Annotated in this window: 18 protein-coding genes; 13 read left to right on the top strand and 5 right to left on the bottom strand. The window is 57.0% G+C overall.

Going from position 1 to position 24189, the window contains the following annotated elements; genetic code table 11:
- Window positions 1–424: 424 nt before the first annotated feature.
- A complete protein-coding gene (locus Q1Q75_RS13680) occupies window positions 425–1267 on the bottom strand; it encodes a DeoR family transcriptional regulator (RefSeq protein WP_300671676.1) in 843 nt (280 codons plus the stop codon).
- Between the two features lie 408 nt (window positions 1268–1675).
- On the opposite strand from Q1Q75_RS13680, the gene glpA reads away from it, so the two are divergent.
- Window positions 1676–3235: an anaerobic glycerol-3-phosphate dehydrogenase subunit A gene (gene glpA / locus Q1Q75_RS13675; protein ID WP_300671673.1), complete on the top strand. Its 1560-nt coding sequence runs from the start codon at window positions 1676–1678 to the stop codon at window positions 3233–3235.
- Window positions 3228–4526: a glycerol-3-phosphate dehydrogenase subunit GlpB gene (gene glpB / locus Q1Q75_RS13670; RefSeq protein WP_300671671.1), complete on the top strand. Its 1299-nt coding sequence runs from the start codon at window positions 3228–3230 to the stop codon at window positions 4524–4526. The genes glpA and glpB overlap by 8 nt, the downstream gene beginning before the upstream one ends.
- Before the next feature lie 355 nt (window positions 4527–4881).
- Here glpB and ssb read toward each other — a convergent pair whose 3' ends face one another.
- A complete protein-coding gene (gene ssb, locus Q1Q75_RS13665; RefSeq protein WP_300671669.1) occupies window positions 4882–5502 on the bottom strand; it encodes a single-stranded DNA-binding protein in 621 nt (206 codons plus the stop codon).
- A gap of 718 nt (window positions 5503–6220) precedes the next feature.
- Here ssb and Q1Q75_RS13660 point away from each other — a divergent pair.
- The 6 genes from Q1Q75_RS13660 (at window position 6221) to Q1Q75_RS13635 (ending at window position 14587) form a co-directional block, all read left to right on the top strand.
- A complete protein-coding gene (locus Q1Q75_RS13660; protein WP_300671666.1) occupies window positions 6221–7987 on the top strand; it encodes a Na/Pi cotransporter family protein in 1767 nt (588 codons plus the stop codon).
- Window positions 7988–8148: 161 nt separating this feature from the next.
- On the top strand, window positions 8149–9201 hold the full coding sequence (locus tag Q1Q75_RS13655) for an RNA methyltransferase (protein ID WP_300671663.1): 1053 nt from the start codon (window positions 8149–8151) through the stop codon (window positions 9199–9201).
- A 647-nt stretch (window positions 9202–9848) separates the two neighbouring features.
- A complete protein-coding gene (locus tag Q1Q75_RS13650; RefSeq protein WP_300671660.1) occupies window positions 9849–12014 on the top strand; it encodes a SulP family inorganic anion transporter in 2166 nt (721 codons plus the stop codon).
- A 210-nt stretch (window positions 12015–12224) separates the two neighbouring features.
- A complete protein-coding gene (locus Q1Q75_RS13645) occupies window positions 12225–13649 on the top strand; it encodes a transferase (RefSeq protein ID WP_300671657.1) in 1425 nt (474 codons plus the stop codon).
- Window positions 13650–13760: 111 nt separating this feature from the next.
- Window positions 13761–14249 (top strand): PTS sugar transporter subunit IIA, encoded by a 489-nt coding sequence (locus Q1Q75_RS13640; RefSeq protein ID WP_300671654.1) that lies wholly within the window; start codon window positions 13761–13763, stop codon window positions 14247–14249.
- A 2-nt stretch (window positions 14250–14251) separates the two neighbouring features.
- Window positions 14252–14587, top strand: coding sequence for a hypothetical protein (locus tag Q1Q75_RS13635; RefSeq protein WP_300671651.1), 336 nt, complete (start codon window positions 14252–14254; stop codon window positions 14585–14587).
- Window positions 14588–15048: 461 nt separating this feature from the next.
- Here the strand turns inward: Q1Q75_RS13635 and Q1Q75_RS13630 are convergent, their stop codons facing one another.
- Window positions 15049–16404, bottom strand: coding sequence for a cation:proton antiporter (locus tag Q1Q75_RS13630; protein WP_300671648.1), 1356 nt, complete (start codon window positions 16402–16404; stop codon window positions 15049–15051).
- Window positions 16401–17573: a hypothetical protein gene (locus tag Q1Q75_RS13625; protein ID WP_300671643.1), complete on the bottom strand. Its 1173-nt coding sequence runs from the start codon at window positions 17571–17573 to the stop codon at window positions 16401–16403. Before Q1Q75_RS13625 ends, Q1Q75_RS13630 begins: the two co-directional genes overlap by 4 nt.
- 78 nt (window positions 17574–17651) lie before the next feature.
- Between Q1Q75_RS13625 and Q1Q75_RS13620 the strand changes: the two genes are divergently transcribed.
- Window positions 17652–18134 (top strand): DUF523 domain-containing protein, encoded by a 483-nt coding sequence (locus Q1Q75_RS13620; protein ID WP_300671640.1) that lies wholly within the window; start codon window positions 17652–17654, stop codon window positions 18132–18134.
- A 96-nt stretch (window positions 18135–18230) separates the two neighbouring features.
- On the opposite strand, the gene Q1Q75_RS13615 is transcribed toward Q1Q75_RS13620, so the two are convergent.
- A complete protein-coding gene (locus tag Q1Q75_RS13615) occupies window positions 18231–20696 on the bottom strand; it encodes a penicillin-binding protein 1A (protein WP_300671637.1) in 2466 nt (821 codons plus the stop codon).
- Window positions 20697–20937: 241 nt separating this feature from the next.
- Here Q1Q75_RS13615 and hisI point away from each other — a divergent pair, with 241 nt between their 5' ends.
- From hisI to era, 4 genes are all read left to right on the top strand, one after another.
- The gene (gene hisI / locus Q1Q75_RS13610) at window positions 20938–21315 is read left to right on the top strand and encodes a phosphoribosyl-AMP cyclohydrolase (RefSeq protein ID WP_300671634.1); all 378 of its coding nucleotides are present in this window, start codon (window positions 20938–20940) and stop codon (window positions 21313–21315) included.
- A 232-nt stretch (window positions 21316–21547) separates the two neighbouring features.
- Window positions 21548–22429, top strand: a complete 882-nt coding sequence (gene hisG, locus Q1Q75_RS13605) for an ATP phosphoribosyltransferase (protein WP_300671632.1) — start codon at window positions 21548–21550, stop codon at window positions 22427–22429.
- Window positions 22430–22669: 240 nt separating this feature from the next.
- Entirely contained in the window at window positions 22670–23278 is a 609-nt protein-coding gene (yihA, locus tag Q1Q75_RS13600; protein WP_300671630.1) for a ribosome biogenesis GTP-binding protein YihA/YsxC, read from the top strand.
- 3 nt (window positions 23279–23281) lie between these two features.
- On the top strand, window positions 23282–24181 hold the full coding sequence (gene era, locus Q1Q75_RS13595; RefSeq protein ID WP_300671627.1) for a GTPase Era: 900 nt from the start codon (window positions 23282–23284) through the stop codon (window positions 24179–24181).
- Window positions 24182–24189 lie beyond the last annotated feature (8 nt).

The following is a 24189-nucleotide window of genomic DNA, read 5'->3' as shown; positions in this document are numbered from 1 at the left end:
CTCCCGGTGCGCGTTCGCCACCCCGTTTTCAAGGTGGCTCACCTTGCCGCCGGAGTTGTTCCGGTTAAAGTTAACGGCTGAATTGAATTCCGTCCATCTACAGCTCATGCACTTGCGAGGTACTGTGAGTTTCCTTGCACTTCAAGCGAATGCGGACGTATTTCAGCCCGGAATGACGACTCCCGATGCGCGTTCGCCACCCCGTTTTCAAGGTGGCTCACCTTGCCGCCGGAGTTGTTCCGGTTAAAGTTAACGGCTGAATTGAATTCCGTCCATCTACATCTCATGCACTTGCGAGGTACTGTGAGTTTCCTTGCACTTCAAGCGAATGCGGACGCATTTCAGCCCGGAATGACGACTCTCGATGCGCATTCGCAAACCCGCTTTCAAGGTGGCGCCACCTTGCCGCCGGAGGCATTTTTTCTCAGTGTTTCCCGCCGGGTGCGATGTGCAGGTTGACATCGCCTCGTTTGATGATTTCGAGGAATCCGGCTGGTGGGGTGCGGTCGGTGAAGAGGGCGTCCACCTCTTCCAGATTGCCGATGCGCACCATGGCGCTGCGGTTGAACTTGGAGTGGTCGGCCACGAGGAAGACCTGGCGGGAGTTGCTGATGATGGCGCGGGCGATGCGGACTTCGTTGTAGTCGAAGTCGATGAGGGTGCCGTCCGGGTCGATGCCGGCGACGGAGATGATGCCGAAGTCCACCTTGAACTGGCTGATGAAGTCGATGGCGGCCTCTCCGGTGATGCCGAGGTCGTGGTTTCGGACCACGCCGCCGGAGACCAGAATCTCAAACCCGCGGTTCTGCCCCAGGATGGAGGCGACGTTCAGGTTGTTGGTGATGATGCGAAGCCCGGTTTTGTCCACCAGGGCTCGGGCCACCTCTTCGGTGGAGGTACCGATATCAAGAAAAAGGGAGGCGTTGTTGGGGATGAACTGTGCCACGTGTTTGGCCACGCGTATTTTCTCTTCCGAACAGAGGGATTTTCGGGTGGAGTAGGTGAAATTTTCCACGCTGTTCAGAAGGCCGGCCCCTCCATGGTATCTTTGGAGCAGTTTGGCGCTGCAGAGGTTGTTGATATCCCGCCGGATAGTCTGGGGCGTCACGGAGAAGTGCTGAGAGAGCCCTTCGATGGAGACAAAGCCCTTTTCAAGGACCATGTCATAGATCGCCTTCTGACGTCTCGGCAGGGTTCGGATGACATCCGTCGCATTGTATTCCCGATCCCCGGTGTTCACTTCTACTCTCCTTTTTTCGTTTTTCATGAGAACGAACCTTACTGGTTTGTTGTGTGATAACATCGTAATCCCTTTTTCTCAAGAGATATTGTCTCACTTTGGTGGGGTTGAATTGACGGTTTATGGTTTTCAAATCCGAAAATTTGTGTTGTGTTATGAACAATCTGGAGAGCATGGATGGCCGAAGGGTCGATTCCGAACTTGGCCACGGGACCGTAGAGAGTGGTTCTTTATGCGCCTTTCCCCATGGAATTCAGATGATTAAGAGGTTATCTCCGGCGGTGTTTTCGGGGGGCACTTCTGCTTTGGAAATCGAACATCCGGAGCTGTGAGGGGCCTTTGGGCGAGCGGCGTTGATTCGTCTGTGACATGCGAGACGCGGGATGACTCTTAATGAAGGAACTTTCTGACTCTTTCACGGAGCATCAGGGGATTATGAAACGAATGAAAGCCGATGTGACGGTCATCGGAGCGGGCGCGACAGGATGCGGCGTGGCACGGGACCTTGCACTGCGAGGGCTCAGTGTTTTGATTGTGGAGCGAGGCGATATCAACTCCGGGGCTTCGGGCGGGAACCATGGCCTGCTCCACAGCGGGGCGAGGTATCTTTTGACGGACAGGGATTCTGCGGAAGAGTGCCAGGACGAAAACATCCTGCTCCGTGAGATGGCTCCCCAGTGTATCGAGGCCACGGGCGGCCTTTTTGTGGGGGTTGAAGGGGACAATGAAAACGATATGGAAGATTTTGAGGGGCTCCTCTCCCAGAGCCGGATCCCTCATCGTCAGATGGATGTGGCGGAAGCCCGCGCTCTCGAACCGAGTCTTTCCACACATTTGATCACGGCCTATGAGGTCAATGACGCGACGGTGGATCCTTTTCGCCTCTCCCTGGACAACGTGGCCGATGCCTTGAGTCATGGGGCGGAGTTGCTTTGCGGCACCGCCTTTGTCGGGGTGAAGCGGCAGGGTCCTCGGGTGACCCATGCCGTGTTGCAGCGTCGGTCCACCGGTGAGACCCTGGAGGTGGAGACCACCTGCGTGGTCAATGCCGCCGGAGCCTGGGCCGGGTATGTGGCCGCCATCGCCGGGGCCAAGACGCCGGTGCGTTGCTCCAAAGGGACCCTTGTGGTGACGGATCATCGCATGACCCGCTGCGTGGTGAATCGTCTGCGTCGCCCTTCCGATGCCGATATTGTGGTACCCGGAGGGACCGTCTCGATTGTGGGGACCACCTCGACGCCGGTGGAGAACCCCGACGTTGCCTGGCCGACCTCTGCGGAAGTGGATCGCATTGTGGAAGAGGCATCGGCGCTGATTCCCCGTCTTGCCAGCACGCGGATGATTCGTGCCTACAGTGGGGTCCGACCCTTGTTCGGTGCCTCGGGCGGGGGCGATGATCGCACCGTCAGCCGGGGGTTCAGGCTGATGGATCATGGAGCCGAGGGTGTGGAGAATGTGTTTACCATTACCGGTGGAAAGCTCACCACCTACCGCCTGATGGCAGAACGAGCGGCCGATGCGGTGTGTCATTATCTTGGGACGGGCGGACCCTGTGTGACCCGGACGCGCCCGCTTCCGGTCAGTAGCGGTGCCCTGTGGACTGAACCCGGTGCTGCTCCGAAAAAATGGATGTCAGGGCATCAGGCCGGGGACGGGATGATCTGTGAGTGCGAAATGGTGTCTGAGTCGGTGATCTCCTCCCTGGTTGCCTCTCTGAAACAGCAGGGGCTGGCGACGGGCCTTGCGGAGGTGGGACTTCGCAGCCGCGTGGGGAAAGGGGCCTGCCAGGGAAGTTTTTGCGGGCTGCGGCTGGCGGCCTGGATGTATGGCCAGGGGCACTTGACGCAGGATGCAGGAATCTCCGGCCTGAGGCGTTTTTATAAGGAGCGCTGGAAGGGAATGCGGCCTGTCTCCTGGGGGGATAACCTGGCGCGTGCAGAGTTGCATGAAGCCTTGCAGTGTGGATTGTTTGGGATGGAGGTGGAGCATGATTAACCCCGGATGCACAGAGGGTGTGGCCCGAGACCCCTGGACGGCCCCTTGGGATGTTGTGGTCATTGGAAACGGTCTGGCTGGAAGTGCCGCGGCTTTGTTTGCTGCCAAGCGTGGGCTCTCCGTGGCCGTGGTGGGGAGTGGCAGCCAGCTGCCCCTGTCCAGCGGGCTCTTTGACCTGGTGGGCATGATCCCCGGGGAGAGCGCGTACACCACCCGGCCCTGGGATACTGTGGATGCCCTGGTTCAATCGACCCCGGGGCACCCGTATGGGAAACTCGGGGCGGGTACGATTCGAGAGGCCTTTCAGTCCTTCATAAGCGTTCTTGCCGAGGAGGGGGTGGGGTATCAGCTTTGTCCTGAAAATGGTCGGGTGATCACCAGTGTGGGAACGGTTAAGGCCAGTTATGCCCTGCCGGAGACCATGATGGCGGGGGCAACGGCCCTTGAACAACGATGGAAAACGCTCATTGTGGGGATCCGGGGGCTCAAAGGCTTTGAGGCCAGCCAGGTGGCCCAGACCGCCAGGGGCTTCTGGCCCACCCTCTCGGCGGTGGAGATTGCGCCGGAAGGGCTGGGGCGACCCGGGGATCTTTATGCCGAAGCCCTGGCCCGGGAGTTGGATCTTCCAAAGGGACGGGAACGGCTGATTCAGGCCCTCCGTCCCCATCTCGACGGCCACCAGGCCGTGGGCTTGCCCCCGATCATCGGCATGGAAAGGAGCCGTGAGGCCCTGGAACATCTGGAAGCCTCCCTTGGTGTCCCCTGTTTTGAAATCCCGGGCATGCCCCCCACCGCTGCGGGGGTTCGATTGCGGGAAGCTCTGGATCGGGCTTTTTCACGGTATGGCGTGGCCACCTTTGTGGGCGGACGGGCTCAGGTCGTGACCGAGACCGACACTGGATTTTCCATCACTGCCTCCCTTCGGGGAGACGAGAAAACCCTTTCGGCCCGCAAGATGATCCTGGCCACCGGGCGCTTTATGGGTGGAGGGCTGGTGGGAGATCGGTGCCGTGTGACAGAACCCCTTCTGGATCTTTACGTTGCCCAGCCGTCCGGCAGGGAGGCATGGCACCGATGTGACCTCTTTGATCCGAAGGGGCATGCCGTCAATCGGGCCGGGGTGGAGTCCGATGAACAGATGCACCCTCTTTCCGAAGGGGGCAGGCCCGTGAACTCCAACCTCTTTGTGGCCGGCAGCATCCTGGCCCATCAGGACTGGAAACGGGAAAAAAGCGGGGCGGGTATTTCCATCGCCACGGCATTCAGGGCGGCTGAGTCCTGTGGCGCCTGAACAAGGTGGCGCCACCTTGAAAGCGGGTTTGCGAATGCTCGATTGTTGTCGGAACTCTCAGTACCTCGCATTCGCATTCGCGTGAAGTGCGAGGAAACGCACAGTGCGTCGCAAGGACATGAGCTGTCGGTGCTCAGAATCCAACTTAGCCGTTGACTTTAACCGGAATAACTCCGGCGGCAAGGGGAGCCATCTTGAAAGCGGGTTTGCGAATGCTCGATTGTTGTCGGAACTCTCAGTACCTCGCACCCGCATCCGCATTCATGTAACGTTTCAGACAAAAAAAAGGCCCCCTTGGTTTACCAAGGAGGCCTTTTGAGTCTTGTGTGGCCCTTTTGGCCCAGGGACAGATATCCTAGAAGGGGATGTCGTCGTCGGGCGGGTTGGTGAACCCTGTGTCTCCGCCTCCGTAGCCACCTCCCTGCCCAAAGCCACCGTTCTGGGGCTGTGCCGCAGGCTGTTGGGGGGGCTGTGCCGCAGGCTGCTGGGGCGTGTTGTTGTAGCTTCCGGGATAGCCGCCGGCGTTGCCGTACCCACCGCCTTGATTCTGGCCTTGGCCTTGGTTTTGGTTATACCCACCGCCTTGCTGGTTGGTCTGTCCCCCGCCGAAACCTCCGCCAGCCTGCTGACCGCCGCCGTCCGCGTTGCGACTGCCCAGGAAGGTGACCTGGTTGGCAATGATGTCTGTGGAGTAGCGGGTGATGCCGTCTTTTTCGTAGGAGCTGGTCTGGAGGCGTCCTTCGACATAAACCTGCCTGCCCTTGGCGAGGAATCGGCCGCAGTTTTCTGCGGTTTTCCCGAACACGGTGATGCGGTGCCACTCGGTTCGCTCCGTGCGCTCTCCGCTGTTGCGGTCCACCCGGACGTCGGTGGTGGCGAGACTGAATTTGCAAATGGCAAGACCGCTGGGGGTGTAGCTCACCTCAGGGTCTCTGCCTAAGTTCCCAATAATCATCACCTTGTTTAAACTGGCCATGGATGCCTCCTTGGAAGGTCAAATCGAACGGGCCGAAGCCCTTGATGTACAGATCAATTATTTTGTGATGGCCTCGTAAAAAAGTCGAAAGCGCTCTCTTCTTCCATAGATTAAATGGTGTCGCTGGTCTTCGTGTGCAACACCTTATGGTGTTGCGAGGCACTTTGAATGCCGACTTATTACGAACGCTGAAGAATCTTCAGCGGGCTTTGCAAAAAAACAAGGCACCCTGTTTGGGACGGGGTGTGCAAAGTTGCCTTTGGTATTGTTTCACGGTCGTTCGGCAGAGTTGCCGGCATGCAGGGGATGGGCGGTCCATAGGGGCGACCCTGTCATCTCATCGGGCGTATGCATGCATTATGAAGGATTAGATACAAGATATCGAAAGGGTTGTCAATCTGCCCGATACCCACCGTTGCCTTGGATTTCGGGCCGGGAGGGCCTGTGGAGGGCTTAAATCCTGTTGACGGCAGCTAAGTGCCTTCACTAAGATGATTTGCATCCCTCAGCCGCAGATTAAGGCCGACTCGCGAGGGATTTTGAAAAATCAAGGGGCTGTGGTTCAGGGCCGAAAGGGGGAGGGCGTGGCCGTGCCCCCTGAACGAGGATATTTTTTGATGCATGACTTGGGATATCCTGGATGAGAGGTCGGCCATGGGTCGGTGGCTTGCGAGACTCTCTCCAGTCGATGGATGAATTGACGAGAGGCAGGTATTGTATGACGGGTAAACAGAAAATATTGGCCTGGGTGGGGGCCGCAGGAATTACTTTTTTTGCGGCGGATGCCTGGGCCGGGGATCTTTCTGAAATCCATTGGGGCCTTCAGCTCATGGGTTTGATGGGCGGGCTCGCTTTTTTTCTTTTCGGTATGGAGTTGATGAGCGAGGGCATGCAGCGAGCTGCCGGAGACCGATTGCGGACCATTTTGGCCAACCTGACCAAAAACAAGTACCGCGGGATGCTTCTGGGCATTGTGGTGACCATGCTGGTTCAGTCGGGAAGTGCCACCTCGGTGATGCTGGTGGGCTTTGTCCAGGCGGGGCTCATGCAATTCATGCAGACCATCGGGGTGTTGATCGGTGCGGGCATCGGCATGACCATCACGGCCCAATTGATCGCCTTTAAAGTGACCGATTACGCCCTGTTGATGATTGCCACGGGCTTTTTGATCCGGCTTTTATCGAAAAATGATTCCACAAAAGCCTTTGGGGATGTTCTCCTTGGCTTTGGTGTCCTGTTTTATGGTTTGAAGCTGATGGGCGATTCCATGCGTCCGTTGCGCAGCAGCCAGGAGGTGATCACCCTGCTCTCGGGCCTGGAAAATCGATTTCTGGGGCTTCTCATCGGCGTGGTCCTGACCACCATGATTCAGAGTTCCACGGCCTTCATCGGTATTTTGATTGTGCTGGGCCTGGAGGGGTTGATCTCTCTGGAGGCGTCGATTCCCATGGTGCTGGGGGCTAACATCGGCACCTGTGTGACCGCGGGTTTTGCCAGCATTGGCGCCAACCGGGATGCCAAGCGGGTGGCTCTGGCCAACGTGATGATTCGTATCATCGGGGTGCTCTTGTTTATCGGGTGGACTCCCGAGTTCACCTTATGTATTGCCTGGCTGGGGGACGAGTTCAATTCTGATATCGCCCGTCAGATTGCCAACGCCCACTCCGTGTTCAATATCGTGATCGGGGTGATTTTTCTGCCCTTCACCGATGCCTTTGCCCGGTTGGTCGTGCGGATACTCCCGGAGACGGACTGCCCGATTCCCCGGTATACCACCACCTTTCTTGATGAGAGCAAGATCGTCTCGCCTGCCCTGGCTGTGGACCTGGCCCGTGCTGAAATTTCCCGCATGGCGGCGGCCCTCGAACACCTTCTCAAGGCCGTCTCCGTTCCCTTTGTGACCCAGAGGCCCAAAAGAGATAAAGTCTACCCGGAACTCACCCTTCTTGAGGGGATCGATATGCGCGAGGAGGAGATCGATTATCTCGAAGAGAAGATCACCGACTACCTTCTCAAGGTTGCCCGGAGCGGGGCGTCTGAATCCCAGCTTCGGGTGGTGTACGCCATGGTCTCCATTGTCAGGGATATGGAAAGTATCGGGGATATTATCCACAGAAATGTGTTGCCTCTGATCAAGAAAAAACGGGAACTGTCCCACGATTTTTCGGAGGAGGGACGCGAGGAGCTGACCATTTATCACCAGAAGGTGTGCAAACAGATTCGCCTCTTAAAGGAAGCGTTTGCCGAGCAGGACTTGGAAAAAGCGCAGCGGATCATGGCCAAGGAGCGAAAGTACCTTGACCTGGAACTGCAGTACCGGGTGCATCATCTCGACCGCATGGTAGGGAAACAGGTGGCGTCCATGGAGACCCATGAGGTCCACATGGAGTTGATGAACATGATGGTTCAAATTATTGTTTATTCGTCCAACATTGCAAAAACATTTTTAGAAACACAGACCCGCGATAAAGCCCTCTTAATATGAGGGGCGCGCGTTTTATATCACGTGATTGGGAGGACCAGAATCTGGAACAGCCGCAAGAGAAAAAAAAAGGTGACTCTGCCTTCGAAAAGAGGGTTCGCCGCCGCGTAGCGGCCCGTGAGCATACCTTTTATGTCAGTGCAGCGCCCGGCCTCGGAGGTCTTTTGGCGCAGGAGATGGAGACATCCCTTGGCCTGACGGTCTCACGGGTCACCGGAGGGGTGGAGTTTTCCGGCCGCCTCGAACAGATGTGGGAGGCGGCGCTGAGGCTTCGCCTGGCCAATCGCATTCTGGTGCGCTTAGGGGAGTTCAGCGCGGACGGTTTTTCGCGGCTGGAGCGCCGTACGGCGGAAATTCCGTGGGAGCTCTGGTTGCCTGCCCATGCCGAGATTGAGGTGGTGGTGACCACCCATCATTGCCGCCTCTATCACACCGGTGCCGTGGCCGAACGGGTAAAGGCTGTGGTAAGTCGTGCCTTACCGGAGGGGGAGGGCCAGGTCCCTCAGAAAATATATGTGCGGGGGGAAAACGATCGTTTTACCCTCTCCCTGGACGCCGTGGGGGAGCCGCTTTACAAGCGCCAGGTGAAAACCCATGGGGGACGTGCCCCCATTCGAGAAACGCTGGCCTCTGCCATCCTCTCCATGGCGGGTTATACCGGTGAGGAGCCTCTGGTGGATCCCATGTGCGGGGCCGGGACCTTCAGTCTGGAGGCGGCCATGCAGGTCACTGGCACCCCTGTCGGCTTGTTTCGGCACTTTGCCTTTGAGCAGTGGCCCTCTTTTCGGGAGAAGGGGTTTGATCACATGAAACGGGAAGCGGCAGGGGGGGGGCGACTCCCAACGTCCCCGGTGATTTTTGCCTCTGACCTGGATGGTGGGGCGGTGGAGCGTCTTCAAAAGACCCTGGATCTCATGCCGTTTGGCGAAGCCGTGGCCCTTCAATCCTGTGATTTCTTTGCCCTTGACCCTGCCACGTTGACGGCGGGGCCGGGGCTTGTGGTTTTCAACCCACCTTATGGCCTGAGGATTAAGGATGGGAACGACGATTTAATGAGGAAACTGCTCTCCTGTCTTGCTGCCCGTTGGAAAGGGTGGCGAACGGCCATTGCTATCCCTCGGCAGCAGGTTCCACGGCCTTTGCCGCCAGGTTTTCATGAGCACCCCATGTCCCATGGCGGCCTGGATCTTTCTGTCATCACAGGGCAGATTTTCTGATCCCAGACAGGCTCGGGGTGGAGGCGCGGTTGTGTAAGTTCCTTGTTTGATGCATGATCGTGCCTTGATCATCCGGATGGTGTCGCCGTACTTCGGGTTTTGTGGGGGGGTGTACTGATGCATGGGTAAACGTTGTTTGTGTGGTCGATGCTGGTTTTTGGCTGGGCGTCCGGTTTTACGGACAAAGGGGCCGGCCGGGAGAGGTTCGCGGGACCCGTATCGTGAAAAAATCAGTGGGATTATTGACGGACATGAGGCCTCGCCGATGAGTTCTTTTTTTCGGTTTGACCGGGTGGTGAAATGGGAAAAAGGAAGGGAATCATCCCCTTAGGGGCTTTCCAATTGACAAAATTTCCACTGTCATATATCTGCATTCTAATTGCTCGAAAAGAACTTTTTTTTGGTTTGGGAAGGCCAATGCGTGTTTTTTTCAGCAGTAAAAAGCAGTGAAATGAACGCGTGCCGGGGTGGATGGACGAAATCGTGTCTCGGGACGCTGGGCCTATTGTTTTATGAATAACCAGAAGGGCTTGTGCTTGGGTCCTTCATATCTGATACAGGAAATAAAAGGACAGGGAAGTTCCTTTTACGAATAGGAAAAAGAGGTTTATGAATTAATTTTTGGATTTTCAGGGGGAAGTAGCGTTATGTTGACCAAAGTGTTTCCATTTCTGCTCTGGTTTAAGGACTACGACACAGGAAAGTTGCGAACCGACGTGATGGCTGGCATTACCGTGGCCATGGTTCTTATTCCTCAATCGATGGCGTATGCCCAGCTGGCCGGGCTTCCGGCTTATTACGGCCTGTACGCCGCATTTTTACCGCCCATGGTGGCGGCCCTTTTTGGCTCCAGTCGTCAACTGGCCACCGGTCCGGTGGCGGTGGTGTCCCTTATGTCGGCGGCATCACTGGAACCGCTTGCGACGGCTGGAAGTACCGAATTCATCGCCTACTCGGTATTGCTGGCACTCACCGTGGGGACCTTCCAGTTCCTTCTGGGGGTCTTGCGACTCGGCCTGGTGGTGAATCTTCTCTCCCACCCGGTGGTCAATGGCTTCACCAACGCGGCAGCCATCATCATCGCCTCCAGCCAGTTCTCGAAACTCTTCGGGGTCTATGTGGACAAGTCGCCTCATCATTATGAGACGATTCTTCATGTCTGCCGTTCTGCGATTCATTACACCCACCTGCCAACCCTTGCCATGGGGGCTTTTTCCATTGCCATCATGGTCTTTTTAAAACGGGTCAATCCAAAGATACCGAATGTGCTTGTGGCGGTCGCGGTCACCACGGTGATCTCTTTTGCATTCAATTTTAATGATGACGTCTCGGCTCCTGTGACCGGTATCAAAGCCCCTGTCGTGACGGCCATGATTGATGATTTTAACCGGGACGTGGAGGCGATTACCGCACTGGGCGGTGAGCGTGCCACGATCAATACCCGGCTTCAGGCCGTTCAGGATCATGCCACGGGCCATATCCCCTCTTCCGAGCAGCTGGACCTTGAGTATAAACTGGCTCAGATCAACGCACAGATCAAAACCCTGAAGGCCTCCTCCGGGGGGATTCGAGAGTCGTTGCGTCTGGTCCATTTCGCGTCTCCCAAAGACGCCGGGGAGAGCCTGGCTTTTTATGTGAGCGGCGAAGAACCTGCCGGTGTGGCAACCGATGGAAAACGATGGCGGTTGAAGGTGGGGAACAAGCCTTTGGACCTGGCCTCGTTGAGGATGATCGGCGCCGGCGCTGTTGTCGGAGACATTCCCAAGGGCCTGAAGGTCGGGATTCCCCAGCTGCCAAACAATGTGTCCTTTATGGGTGCCTTTCTGCAGTTGTTGCCCTTTGCGGTGATTATCTCTCTGCTGGGCTTTATGGAGGCCATCGCCATCGCCAAGGCCATGGCGGCCAAGACCGGTCAGAAGCTCGATCCCAACCAGGAGCTCATCGGACAGGGCCTGGCCAACATCGTGGGCTCTTTCGGGCAGAGTTACGCGGTCTCCGGCTCCTTTTCGCGCTCTGCCGTGAACCTTCAGGCCAATGCCACCAGCGGGATCTCTTCCGTGGTGACCAGCGTGATGGTGGCCCTGACCCTGCTGTTTTTTACCCCGCTTCTCTACCATCTGCCCCAGGCGGTCCTCGCCTCGGTGATCATGATGGCGGTGATCGGGCTGGTCAACGTGAAGGGCTTTGTGCATGCCTGGAAAGCCAAGCGAGCTGACGGCGCTATCAGTGTGATCACCTTCCTTTGCACCCTCTATTTTGCGCCCCATCTGGAAGAGGGGATCATGGTGGGGGTGGCTCTGACCTTTATCGTTTTCATCTACAAGAACCTGCGTCCCCGTGTGGCCCTGCTCTCAAGATCCGAGGATCTGACCTTCAGAAGTTCGGTGAAGTTTGGTCTGCGCGAGTGCCAGCATATCGCCGTGGTTCGTTTTGACGGGCCCCTTATCTTTACCAACGCCTCCTACCTCGAAGATAAGGTGCTGGAGTTTATCACGGAGAAACCCGATCTTCGCCATGTTCTGATTGAGTCCAGTGGCATCAACGATGTGGACGCCTCCGGTGAAGAGGCTCTGGCTATTTTGATTGAGACCGTCCGTGAAAGTGGGCGTGGCATCTCCTTTAGTTCCATGAAGGAGGAGGTGATCGCCGTGCTGGAACGTACCCATCTCCTGGAGACCATCGGTCGAGAAAACATCTACCCCAATGGGGAGAAGGCCCTGACCGTTATCTACAAGCAGATTCACGAAGAGGGGGCTTGCGGTGGATGTCCATTGTCCAAGTATCTCCCCGTTGAAGAAGCGGTCAGCGTCTGATCCGATGTGAAGGATCGGTTCAGATACGAGGGGGGGGGGGGACGGGTCGAATGGTTCGTCCCCCTCCCTCACAACGCAGGATGTCATTGCCGAACAGGACGGTCCATGGACCGTTTAGAAGCCCGGACGACCATGCCGCTGTTTTTTTTAAGGCGGCATGGGGGCAAAAACCCCCTTTCCTGATTCGGCGATATAAGGAGGTAGGTTAAGATGAAACAGTTGGAAAAATTGATTGATCGGGTGGTTGCCCGGGTCAATGTGAACTTGCGTAAATTTTCTTTCGATGCGGAGCCCTTTGCCAAAGGGGTGGTTCCCTTCAAGCAGATGCTTCGATTCAACGCCTTTTACGGCGTAACCAGCCATCACCCTCTCCACGTAAATTTTAAGAATTCAAGTCTGGCAGGCAGCTATTTCCTCGGCAAATGTTTTACCGACAACGCCGTCCTTTACAAGACCGATGTCCGTGGGGATGAGCTGAAGCGGAAAGGGGACACCATTCTTTTCCAAGGGGTGGAAGTGCCCGTGGAAAAAGATGAGGAGATCCATATCAAGGACAGCTACCTCATCAAGGCGCTGATTCACAACTACTCCCATGATCCGGAGGCTCCGGAGGAGTTTCTGATTCGCAACACCCTGGCCAGTTTTTATTCCAACATTCACGGCGCCCTGGTGGAGGGCTGTTATATTGCACCCTTCGCCACCGTGGACTTGACCTCCCTGCATGGCTGTAAGGTGGGCACGTTTTCATTTGTTCAGAGTGCCTCGGACCTGTATCATCTTGAGATCCCAGACGGCACCATCTGGATGAACGGGGAGACCTTTGAGTTCAAGTATACATATGACCCGGAGGTGCTGGCCCGCTATATCAAGAACGTCCCCGGTGGCAAGCCGGAAGGGGTGCTCTGGGATTTTATGGAGAGCCGGAAAGATGACTACAGCGATATCTACAGTTCCGCTGTCAGCACCACCCCGGTGACGGTCTGCAGCAAGTCTGCCCTTAATCGGTATGCTTACGTGTCTGGAGACACTCATATCCATGAAAATGTCCTGGTCTCTCAGCGAGCCTATCTGGACAACGCCTGGATGGGGCCGGGGACCAACGCCCAGGAGCACTCTTACGTCATCAACTCCCGCCTGGAGAAAAATGACATCACCGCCCACGGCGCCAAGATCATCAACGCCAATCTGGGAGAGCGCGTGTTTGTGGGGTTTAACTCCTTCATTAACGGGAAGCCCGGTATGCCCGTGTCCATTGGTGCCGGTTCCATGGTGATGCCCCATACCATCATTGACGTGGAGGAGCCGTTGCAGATCCCGGAACGGCACGCCGTTTGGGGGTTTGTTCGCAATGCCGAAGACCTGAAGACCCACAGCATCTCCCTGGATGATCTCGCCAAGGTCACCGGTGAGGTGACGCTGGGGAATTTACGCTTCTCCGGCAGCGGGTACGATCTTGTTCATGGCTTTGAGCATCGGATTGACCATATACTGGAAGCCAATGGGGCGTATTTTGGGGATGTTAACAGGGTGAGGGGCCACGCTCAGGCGGGGCACATGATCTCCTACAATACCCTGCAGCCTTATCTTTCGGGGAAGATGAAGGGGATTTTTCCCACCATTGATATCCAGCCGTAGGACAAACCAAACGCCCCTCACACGGGGGGCGTCTGGGGCGGAGAGGAGCCTTGGCTCCGGTTTGACCGTAAACCATGAATCTCTTGTGATACCTGGGAGGAAGGGGCAGCCATGAAGATCCGAGAGTGTCTTGACGCGAATCATATCTATGTGGGGGTCGATCTGCCGGATAAAGAGGCCGTACTGGCATTTTTGGCAGAGAAAGCCTCTGCCTCAGGGTTGGCGGTGGATGCCGCCACCCTTTTTTCCGGGTTCCAGGAACGTGAAATGAGCTTTACCACTGGGATTGGCCTGGGGATCGCCCTGCCTCATACCACCTCATCCCAATGCCAAAAAACCACCCTCTTTCTCTTACGCCTGGCCAGTCCCGTCGATTTCGATTCCATTGATGAGCTGCCGGTGGACGTGGTGCTGGCCTTGATCATTCCCATCACCAATCCGTCTGAACACCTTCAGATTCTCGCCAGGACAGCACGCCTGTGCAAGCAGCAGACCTTTCCTGAGGCCCTTCGGCAATCTCCGGATGCCGAAACGCTTTGGGAGGCCATCCGGCGATTTGAAAAGGATGCGGAGATCGCCTGGTACGGGGGGGAGGTGTAATCGTGTATTTTATGATTGTTGTGGTGCAGCGTGAAGAGACCGCTGATGAGATTATCACCGGCCTGATGGATCTGGGTGTCACCATGAGCGCCGTGGTCGAAGCCACCGACGCCTTGGAGATCATCAGCCATCATGTCCCCCTGTTTGCCGGGTTTCGCCTGATGGCCGGAGGCGGTATCACGCGAAGCCGTGCCATCCTCTCCATCGTGGAACACGAGGCCCTGTTAACCCGCCTGAAAAAATTTATCGGTCGGACCATCTCCGGCACTCGCGAAGAGCGCGGCTTTTATGTCGTCACCCCCATGGTCGAAGGCGGCCCCCTCTCCAACCTGATTTAAACAAGGTGGTGCCACCTTGAGAGCGGGTTTGCGAATGCGCATTGGGCGTGGTGACTTTAGGCAGCAATGCGTCCGCATTCGCCTGAGGTGTGGGGCTGTGCATGGGGTGTCACAAGCACATGAGCTGCGAGTGCTCCTGTTTCAATCCAAAGAATGATTTTTTTCGGAATAACTCCGGCGTCGAGTGTGGAAGCCACTATACCGAAAACACCTCGAAAGCGGATTGCCATCCTTTCTCAGCAATCACCACCACCATCATTAGCAGCAGCACTGCGAAGGTCTCGTAGGATGGGCAAAGCGCGAAGCGTGCCCATCTATAATCCGGGGAACCCGCAACGATGAAATTTACAAAAATATCGCAAGTCCGACAAAGGTTCTCGGCGTGGTCGGTTATATCCGCAACCAGCTTTCAAGGTGGCTCACCTTGCCGCCGGAGGCTTGATTTTTGCACTTTGCCACTTTTACCTTCGATCCTGTCCCTCTTCCCCCGTTAAAATCAGCGCCCGTTTGAAGGCCACCGGGCCGATGAACTGGTTGAGGGTGATGACGGCCAGGGTGAGGGTGGTTAAGTAGGCGGCGGTGGTCGGGTCTTCCCGGGCGATGATCTGGGTGAGGCCGATGGCCACTCCGGCCTGGGTGAGGTGGGCCATCCAGCCGACGCGGCACTCTGTTTCGGGGAGCCCTGCCATGCGGCCTGCCGCCCAGGAGGAGAGGGCCAGGCCAGCGGCGCGGGAGCCTGCGAGGATGAGGGCCAGGGGCCAGCATGCGGCCAGGGCGGCCAGGTCGAGGGAGGCCCCGGCCACGGAGAAAAAGAGGACATAGATGGGCAGTGAGATGCGCATCAGGTCCTCTTCGAGCTCTTCCCCGAAGGGGGTGGTGTTCCGGACCACAAAGCCTGCCGTAATGCAGATGAGCAGGGGTTCTAAGGTGAGGTGAAGTTCCGCCAGGGCGCTGAGCTGGTGCCCTGTCAGTTCGGAGAGGCGCGTGACGGTAAAGGCGATGAACAGGAGAAACAGGACGTGGTCTTTGCCCACCCGTTTGTAGAAGGTGCGGATGGCAAACCCCAGAAGGGCGCCGACGGTCAGGGAGCCGGCGAGCTCAATGCCCAGGATTCCGGCCTGGTGCCAGCCCTTTGTTTCACTTCCCCCCAGAAGGGGGGCGATGGCAGCCATGGCGCCGGTAAAGAGGATGATCACCAGGACATCCATGGCCACGGTGATGCCGAGGGCGGTTTCTGTGAAGGGGCCTCGGGCTCGGCATTCGGTGATGATGGCCATGGCAGACGACGGGGACCGGGCAATGGCGATGATGGCGGAGAGCAGGGCCAGGGCCAGCAGCTGTGGCTGGGTGATCTGTGCGGTGAAGGCAAAAAGAGGGGCGGTGATCATGATGGCCCCGAAGACCAGCAAGGGGACCAGAAGGCTTTGCAGGGCCAGGTTGAGGACCAGGGCGCGTGTACGCCCGGAGAGCAGGGCTCGGTCCAGGGCGGCCCCGGCGTGAAGGGCAATAAAACTTAAGGCCACTTCGTTAATGAGTTGGAGCTTTGCAACGGTCCCAAAGTCGAGAAACTGGCTGACATGGGGGCCAGCCACCACCCCGGCCAGGATATACCCGGTGATTTTTGGGATGCCGATATGGGAGAGAAGCTCTGCAGCGAGAAAACCGCAGAGCAGGGTGGCGGCCAGGGTGATGTTGATGCTTCCCCCCACTTGCCAGCCGGTGTGGACGGGAATCTGCTTGGACCAGGCGCAAAGAGCCACGGTCATGCCCAGGGTGAGGATGTTGCGAACGATAAGGGTGCGGCGGTTCGGGCTCATGGCTTTTTCTCCCGCACGGGGACCAGGTCTCCCCAGGTGAGTCGTCCGGTCAGGTCACTGACCAGGGTCGCCAGGAGAATGGCGGTGACAAGGTTGTGGGTGACAGGGTTGGCGAAGGCGTTCTGGGCATCAAAACAGATGGCCAGGGCGAGGCCCCCCTGTTCCAGAAGGCCGGTTCCCGAGCTTTTGGGCAGGACGATGTCGGTATGTAAGAGGGAGATAAGAAAGCCCCCCCCCATTTTGGCCAGGGATCGAAGGAGGAGGTAAAGGGCGGCTGTCCCCAGAAGGGCCGATGACAAGGGGATGTGGCGTGCGCCCAGTAAAATAAGCAAAAGCAGGTAAAGGGGCTTTTCAAGGATGATCACCATGGATAAAATGCGGTCCCGGTATCGGGTGGTGTTCCCAAGAAAAAAACCGGTGATGCCGTTGGCCAGCAGGGGCGGAAAATGGTGGGAGGCTGCCAGGCCGCTGGTGAGGACCACCATGCCCGTGACGATGAGGATCATCTCTTCCCGGCGACGGCGTTCGGAGAAAAAAAGAGTGTAAAGAACCACGAGGACGGCCGTGGCCATCAGGATCGTGGGCAGGTCGGTGCGGATCTCCATGGAGAGCCCATCGGCTGAGGGGCTTGGGCTGCTGAAGAAAAACGCCGATGCAAAGATGCAGAGGCTGATGAGGCTGCCGGCGGTGGCGATGCGCATCAAGGCGGTGGCCGAACGGGTGGGTTTCAGCCTTGGGCTGGCCATCACAAGGGCGGCCTGGGAGCTGCAGGCGGCGGTGGCGGCGATGGTCAGGGCCAGAGAGAGGGTGTATTCCGGCCCCAACAGGGGGAAAAGGACGAAGGTCCCGCCTAAAAACATCAGCAGGGTCAGCCCGGTGTCAAGACAGACCGAGAGCAGGAAAGGCGGGGTCAGCCGCTTCATAAAAGGCAGGTCGAGCTGAAGGCCGTACATCAGCCCCACCCAGCCGGTGACCAATCCGCTTAAAGGGGTGAGCTCCGTCGCTGTTTTTTCGTCGAGGATCCCCAGCAGGTCGGGACCCAGCAGGTACCCCACCAGAAGAAAGGCGGCACCGGAGAGGTGGAAACGTCCCCCTGGGTTTCGATAGACCAGGTGGTAACCGAGCAGGGCGAAAAAAAGGATGGTGAAGAGGGTGATAAATATCGACATGAATCATCCTGTCCTGGGAGAGTGAATGATAAGGAATGGTTGCCGCAATTATATAGATGGATTGAAGGAAATGTAAACATGCTTCGGTTGATGATCAGTGCCTGCCTGGCAGGAGAAAATGTGCGCTACAATGGGACACCGGTTGAATCCGTGGATCCTCGAATTCATACCTGGCTTCGGGAGGGACGGGCCCTGCTCTTTTGTCCCGAGGTGGAAGGAGGGCTTTCCACCCCCCGGGATCCGTCGGAAATCACGGGGGACGGGGGCGGGGAGGCCGTGCTCACCGGAGCGGCCCGGGTCACCACGGAACAAGGGGCCGACCTCACCGGTGCCTTTTTGAGCGGTGCCCGAAAAGCCCTGGGCTTTTGCCAAGAGAAGGGGGTGCGTTTTGCCCTCCTCCAGGAACGCAGCCCCTCCTGCGGGAGTCACCTGATCTACGACGGCCGTTTTAACGGTACCCGTATCCCTGGCCGTGGCGTCACCGCCGCCCTCCTGGAACAACATGGCATTCGGGTCTTCAGCGAAGCCGAGATCGATACCCTGGAAGAGCGGATGGGGTAACTCAGGGTGAGCCCCCTTCAAAGCGAGGTTGCGAATGTGCATTGGGAGTCAGTTGCAAGATCCTGAACTCCCAGCATTTTTGCAAGGATTTTTCTTTTACAGATTTTCCTTGAAGACCTCGTCGTGGTCGGCTTCCTGGGTGAGGGGGTGGGACTGTTCGGTGGGGACGGTGCCTTCTTTGAAGCATTCGAAGAGGGTTTTTTGGGTGTCGGTGCCGGGAAGGAGGCCCGTTTCGGCGTCAATTTTGGTGAAGACGACCCCTGGTGGAATTTCAAAGACCTTCACCGGTTTTTTGGCGAGGATGCCTTTCATGAAATCGAGCCAGATGGGGCTGGCGGCGCGGGAGCCGGTTTCGCTTTTGCCCAGGGGCGATTTCTGGTCGTTACCCACCCAGACGCCGGTGACGTACGTGGGGGTGTAGCCCATGAACCAGGCGTCGTAGAGGTTGTTGGTGGTCCCGGTTTTACCCGCTGCGGGGCGACCCAGTTTTCGAACGCGGCGACCGGTGCCCTGTTCCACCACGCTTTTCAGCAGGCTGGTCATGAGGTAAGCGGTGGCGGGTTCGATGGCCTGGTTTTTGATGGGGATGGCCTCTTCCAGGACGGTGCCGTCACGGTCTTCAATCCGGGTAATGAAGGTGGGCTCCACCAGATAACCCAGGTTGGCAAAGACCGAGTAGGCGCGTACCAGCTCAAGAAGGGAGACCCCGGAAGAGCCCAGGGCGATGGAGAGGTCTTTATTAATGGGCGAGGTGATGCCCAGCCGTCCCGCATAATCGATGGCGTAGTTGACCCCGATCTCTTTTAAGACTTTGATGGTGATGATGTTCATGGATTTGGTGAGGGCTTCCCGCAACAGGGTGGCTCCGTGGAAGGTGCGCTCGTAGTTGTTGGGTTTCCAGGTGAAGTCCCTGTTTTCATCCAGATAGACCACCGGGGAGTCGATGATGACGGTGGCCGGGGTGTACCCTTTGTCAATGGCGGCGGCGTAGACAATGGGTTTGAAGGCGGAGCCAGGCTGTCGCCTGGATTGGGTGGCCCGGTTGAATTGGCTGTTCAGGAAATCCCGTCCTCCGATCATCGCCTTGACATATCCGGTGTCGGCCTCAATGGAGAGGAGTGCCGCCTCCGAGAAGGGTTCCTGGTGAAGGGCCAGGGACCAGAGCTCGGACTTGCTGAGTAGCTCCAGAGTTTGCTCGCTGGAACCGCTTCGGGTCCACTCCAGCTTGCCATCGTATTGGCCTGTGATCTTGACGAGGATGAGGTCACCCACGGTTAGGGCGTCTCCGGGTTTTTTGAGGCGGTCCTGCCAGTAACCTCGGGCGTTGTTGGGCTTTCTGGCCCATTTCATATTGGCCAGGGGGATCACGCCGCGTCGGGTGCCGCATCGGACGAGCACTTCGCCATTTTTATCATCGACTTGTTCCACCACCCCTTTAAGAACAGACCCTTCGGTGATGTTTTTCCCTTCTATCTCCAGGGTGATCTCGGTCGCGGTTTTCTCCATCTCAGCGGGCGTCAGGTGGCCCAGGGGGCCGCGATAGCCCTGACGCCGGTCCAGGGCCTCAAGACCCTGCGTGACGGCCTTTCGGGCGATTTTCTGCATCTCGATGTTCACCGCCGTCTGGATTTTCAGCCCCCCTTCGTAGAGGGCATCGGCGCCGTATTTTTTTTCCACATAGCGACGCACGTATTCGGTATAGCAGGGGACCTTTTCAATATACCAGTTGCGTCGGGGTTTGATGTCCAGCGGGGTGTTGATGGCCTCGGTGGCATCGATGTTGGTGATGTAGCCCTCCTCCACCATGCGGTTGAGGACATAAATTTGCCGCTGTTTGGCCTTTTCTTTGTACCGGAAAGGGGAGTAGCGGCTGGGGGCCTGGGGGAGGCCGGCGAGGATGGCGCATTCTGCCAGGTTAAGGTCTTTGGATTTTTTGCCGAAGTAGTTCTCTGCAGCGGCTTCTACCCCGTAAGCACCGTGGCCCAGGTAGATCTGGTTCAGGTAGAGGTAGAGGACCTCATTTTTTGCAAAGCTTTTATCCAGGCGGTAAGCCAGGATCGCCTCCTTGATTTTTCGGGTGTAGTTCCGCGCCGGGGTGAGAAAGAAGGATTTTGTCACCTGCTGGGTGATGGTGCTGCCTCCCTGGACGATGGCACCGGCCTTCAGGTTTTTGGTAAAGGCCCGGATGATGCTGAAGAGATCGATGCCCCGGTGTTTGTAAAAGCGGGCATCCTCGGCCGAGACAAAGGCCTGGAGCAGTTGGGGTGGCATCTCGGTCAGGGGAATGACGATGCGGCGTTCCCGGAAGAACTCCCCGATTTTTCGACCGTCGTCGGAGGTGACCACGGTGACTGTGGGGGGGCGGTAGTCTCTTAAGCTGGCAATTTTAGGGAGATCGGCGCTGAAGTATAGGTAGATGGAGACGCCGGCAACCAGGGCCAGGCAGAACCCCAGGAACGCTATTTTTAAGAGCAGACGCAACAGGTGTCGCTCTTTTTTTACGAGATTCGGCTGGTGATCGTGGCCTGCATTCGGGTCACTGGGATCGGAGGGTGCGGTCATGAGAGTCTCTTCGTTTGTATGAATAACCTGTGCGGCCTCTCTCGGGACGAAGGTGAGGAGGGCTTCGGATGTTTATCAAGTTTGTCGGATGTCATAGTACAATCGAAAAAAACTATCAAGGATTCGCCTCTGATGCAAGGGGCGGGAATGAAAAAGCAATTGACAAGGACGAAGGCAACGATTAGGCAAGGAAGCATGACTGGCTCGGCAGTAACGTTTTACGATATATCAAGGAGATGGAATGGTAGAACTGGATTATACAAAATTTGATGGGCTTCTTCCGGCGGTGGTGCAGGATTGGGAGAGCGGGGACGTGCTCATGGTGGCCTTTATGAACGAAGAGGCCTTCAAGCTCACGGTGGAGACGGGAAAAGCGACGTATTTCAGCCGGTCTCGAAGCAAACTATGGGTCAAGGGTGAAAGCTCCGGAAACGAGCAACTCGTCAAAGAGATCCGCATTGACTGCGATTCGGATACGGTCCTGCTTAAGGTGGTTCAGAAGGGCGGAGCCGCCTGCCATCTGGGGTACAAGAGCTGTTTTTTCCGAAAGATGGAAGGGGATTCGCTTGTGGTGACAGGATCCCCCCTCTTTGACCCGGATGAGGTCTATAAAAAATAAGGGCCTCGAAAAATGGGGCCTTCGAAAAAATGACCGCTGCACGAGTCATGATCGATGCGTAAGAAGGGGTCGTCGGTATTTTGTTCTCAGGGGATAAAACTTAGGGTGGCGACCTGGATTTTGATGGACGCCCGGCAGGGGCTCTCTCTTTGAGGGGGGACCGGTGCGTGATGTGTCGGGCTCAGACCGAAGTCTTCGGTGGGTTGACGAAGCCTTCATGCATGGAGTGTGTATGAACGAGCAGTTGAAACTTGGACTTCCCAAAGGCAGCCTTCAGGAGGCGACCCTCGCCCTCTTCAAAAAGGCCGGCTGGAATGTATCGGTAAGCGGGCGAAGTTATTTCCCCGGAATCGATGACGACACCATCACCTGTGCCCTCTGCAGGGCTCAGGAGATGGCCATCAACGTGGAAAACGGCACCCTGGATGTGGGGCTCACCGGCCTGGATTGGATCGGTGAGTACGAATCGGACGTTCAGGTGGTGACGGACCTGGTTTACTCCAAGGTGAGTGCCAAACCAGCTCGCTGGGTGGTGGCCGTGGCCTATGATTCTCCGGTGCAGACCCTTGAAGACCTTCGGGGGAAAACCGTCTCCACCGAGCTGGTGGGGGTCACGAAACGGTTTTTTGCCGACCGGGGCATCGACGTCAAGGTGAAATTTTCCTGGGGTGCCACCGAGGCGAAGGTGGTGTCCGGCCTGGCCGACGCCATCGTCGAGATTACCGAAACGGAGAGCACCATCAAAGCCCATGGGCTTCGGGTGATCCATGAGCTCATGCAGACCAACACCCAGCTTATCGCCAACCGGGAGGCCTGGGCCGATCCGGCCAAGCGGGAGAAGATTGAAGAGATGGCCATGCTCCTGAAAGGGGCCTTGGTGGCCGGTCAGCTGGTGGGGCTTAAGATGAACGTCTCGGAGGCGGATGCGGCGCGGGTGGTGGCGATGCTCCCCAGCCTTCATGCCCCCACGGTGGCGCATCTGTACAAGTCGGACTGGCTTTCGGTGGAGACCGTGGTGGATTCCAGTGCGGTGCGGGATCTTATTCCCCGGCTTCTCAAGGAGGGCGCCGAAGGCATTATCGAATACCCGCTGAACAAGGTGATTCACAAGTAGCTAAAATCGAGAGGGGCTCTTCTTTTTTTGTAGCAGAGGCCCTCTCGGTTGTGGTAAAGATATGAATACACTCGGAAGAAGGGATGCCCTTCTTATCCGAAATTGTGCTTGAAATATACGCCCGGAGCCCCATGGCCCGGGCTTTTCGTTGTATACCCAAAACGGCTGCGCCCCAAGCGTCGTCGTTTATGACGCGGCGGCGTGATGTCCTTTGCAGGGCCGCCAGGAAAGAAGCAGACCATGAAAATCATCTCAGCCGAGTTCGTCACCAGTGCGGTGAAGCCTGACCAGTACCCGCCGCTTCGGCTTCCGGAGATTGCCTTTGCCGGACGGTCCAACGTAGGGAAATCGTCCCTTATTAACGTGTTGGTGAACCGAAAGCGTCTGGTGAAAACCAGCTCCACTCCGGGGCGTACCCAGCTGGTCAATTTTTTTGACATCAACGATGCCTTTACCTTCGTGGACCTTCCGGGGTTCGGATATGCCAAGGTCCCCAAGCGGGTGGTCAAAGAGTGGGGGCCCATGGTGGAAAGCTATCTGGCCGAGCGCCGATCGCTTAAAGGGGCGCTGCTTCTTATCGATATCAGGCGCTCTCCCCGGGAAGATGAGTTCAACCTTATTGAGTGGTTTCGGGCCCACGGCATTCCTTTCCGCGTTGTGCTGACGAAAGCGGATAAATTTTCCAACAACAAGCGGCAGGGCAATGTGGCACGTATTGCCAAAGAATTGGGACTGAAAAGCAGCCAGTTGATTCCTTTTTCCACTCTTTCACGGAGTGGTTGTGAGGAGACCTGGCAGGCCATAACAGAGTTGATCGGATCACCGGCCGCCTTGTCGGCGGAGGAGTAAAAAATGGAAAAGCAACACGATTTTAACGGATTTAAAAGTGGGTTTGTGGCCCTGGTGGGGGCTCCCAACGCTGGGAAATCGACCCTGTTGAACAAATTGCTGGGTGAGAAACTCTCCATTACCTCGCGAAAGCCCCAGACCACACGGCATCGGATTCTCGGTGTGGTCCACCGACCGGAGATGCAGCTGGTTTTTGTGGACACTCCCGGTGTTCATAAGGCCAGCCGTGCGCTGAACGTGCGCATGGTGGACGTGGCCCTGACCGCCTTGGGTGACGTGGATGTGGTGATCTTGATGACCGACGTATATGAGCCGGATGAGGAGTCGGATGCCTACCTGGTGAAACAGCTCCAGAAGGTCAATCGCCCGGTGATTCTGGGCCTTAATAAAGTGGATCGGATCAAAAAACCCGAGGTCCTGACTCATATTGAAAAATGGCGGGGCATTCATGCCTTTCATGCCATCGTTCCTCTCTCAGCCAAGCATGGCGACCAGGTGGACACCCTGCTCGCTGAAATTGCCAAAATTATGCCCGAGGGACCTCCCTTTTACCCTGAGGATGTCATCACCGATCTGCCCGAGCGTTTCTTTGTGGCGGAAATGGTCCGGGAAAAGATCTTTCGTCTTACCGGCCAGGAGATTCCCTACTCCACGGCGGTCACGGTGGATACCTTCGAGCGCGAGAAGAAGCTGGTGCATATCGAGGCGACCATTCATGTGGAGCGGGATTCCCAGAAGGGCATCATCATTGGGAAAAACGGCAGCAAACTCAAATCCATTGGAGAAGAGGCCCGATATGCCATCGAAGAGATGGTGGGGAAAAAGGTCTTCCTGAAGCTTTTTGTCCGGGTGGAGAAGAACTGGTGTACGGATACCAAGGCCATCAGGCGCCTCGGCATTTAAGGAGCGGA

Origin of the sequence: Desulfoluna sp., from assembly GCF_030145185.1 — a bacterium.
Taxonomy (GTDB): Bacteria; Desulfobacterota; Desulfobacteria; order Desulfobacterales; family Desulfolunaceae; genus Desulfoluna.
Note: the sequence above shows the minus strand (reverse complement) of the source record. Positions and strands in the feature narration are given on the sequence as shown.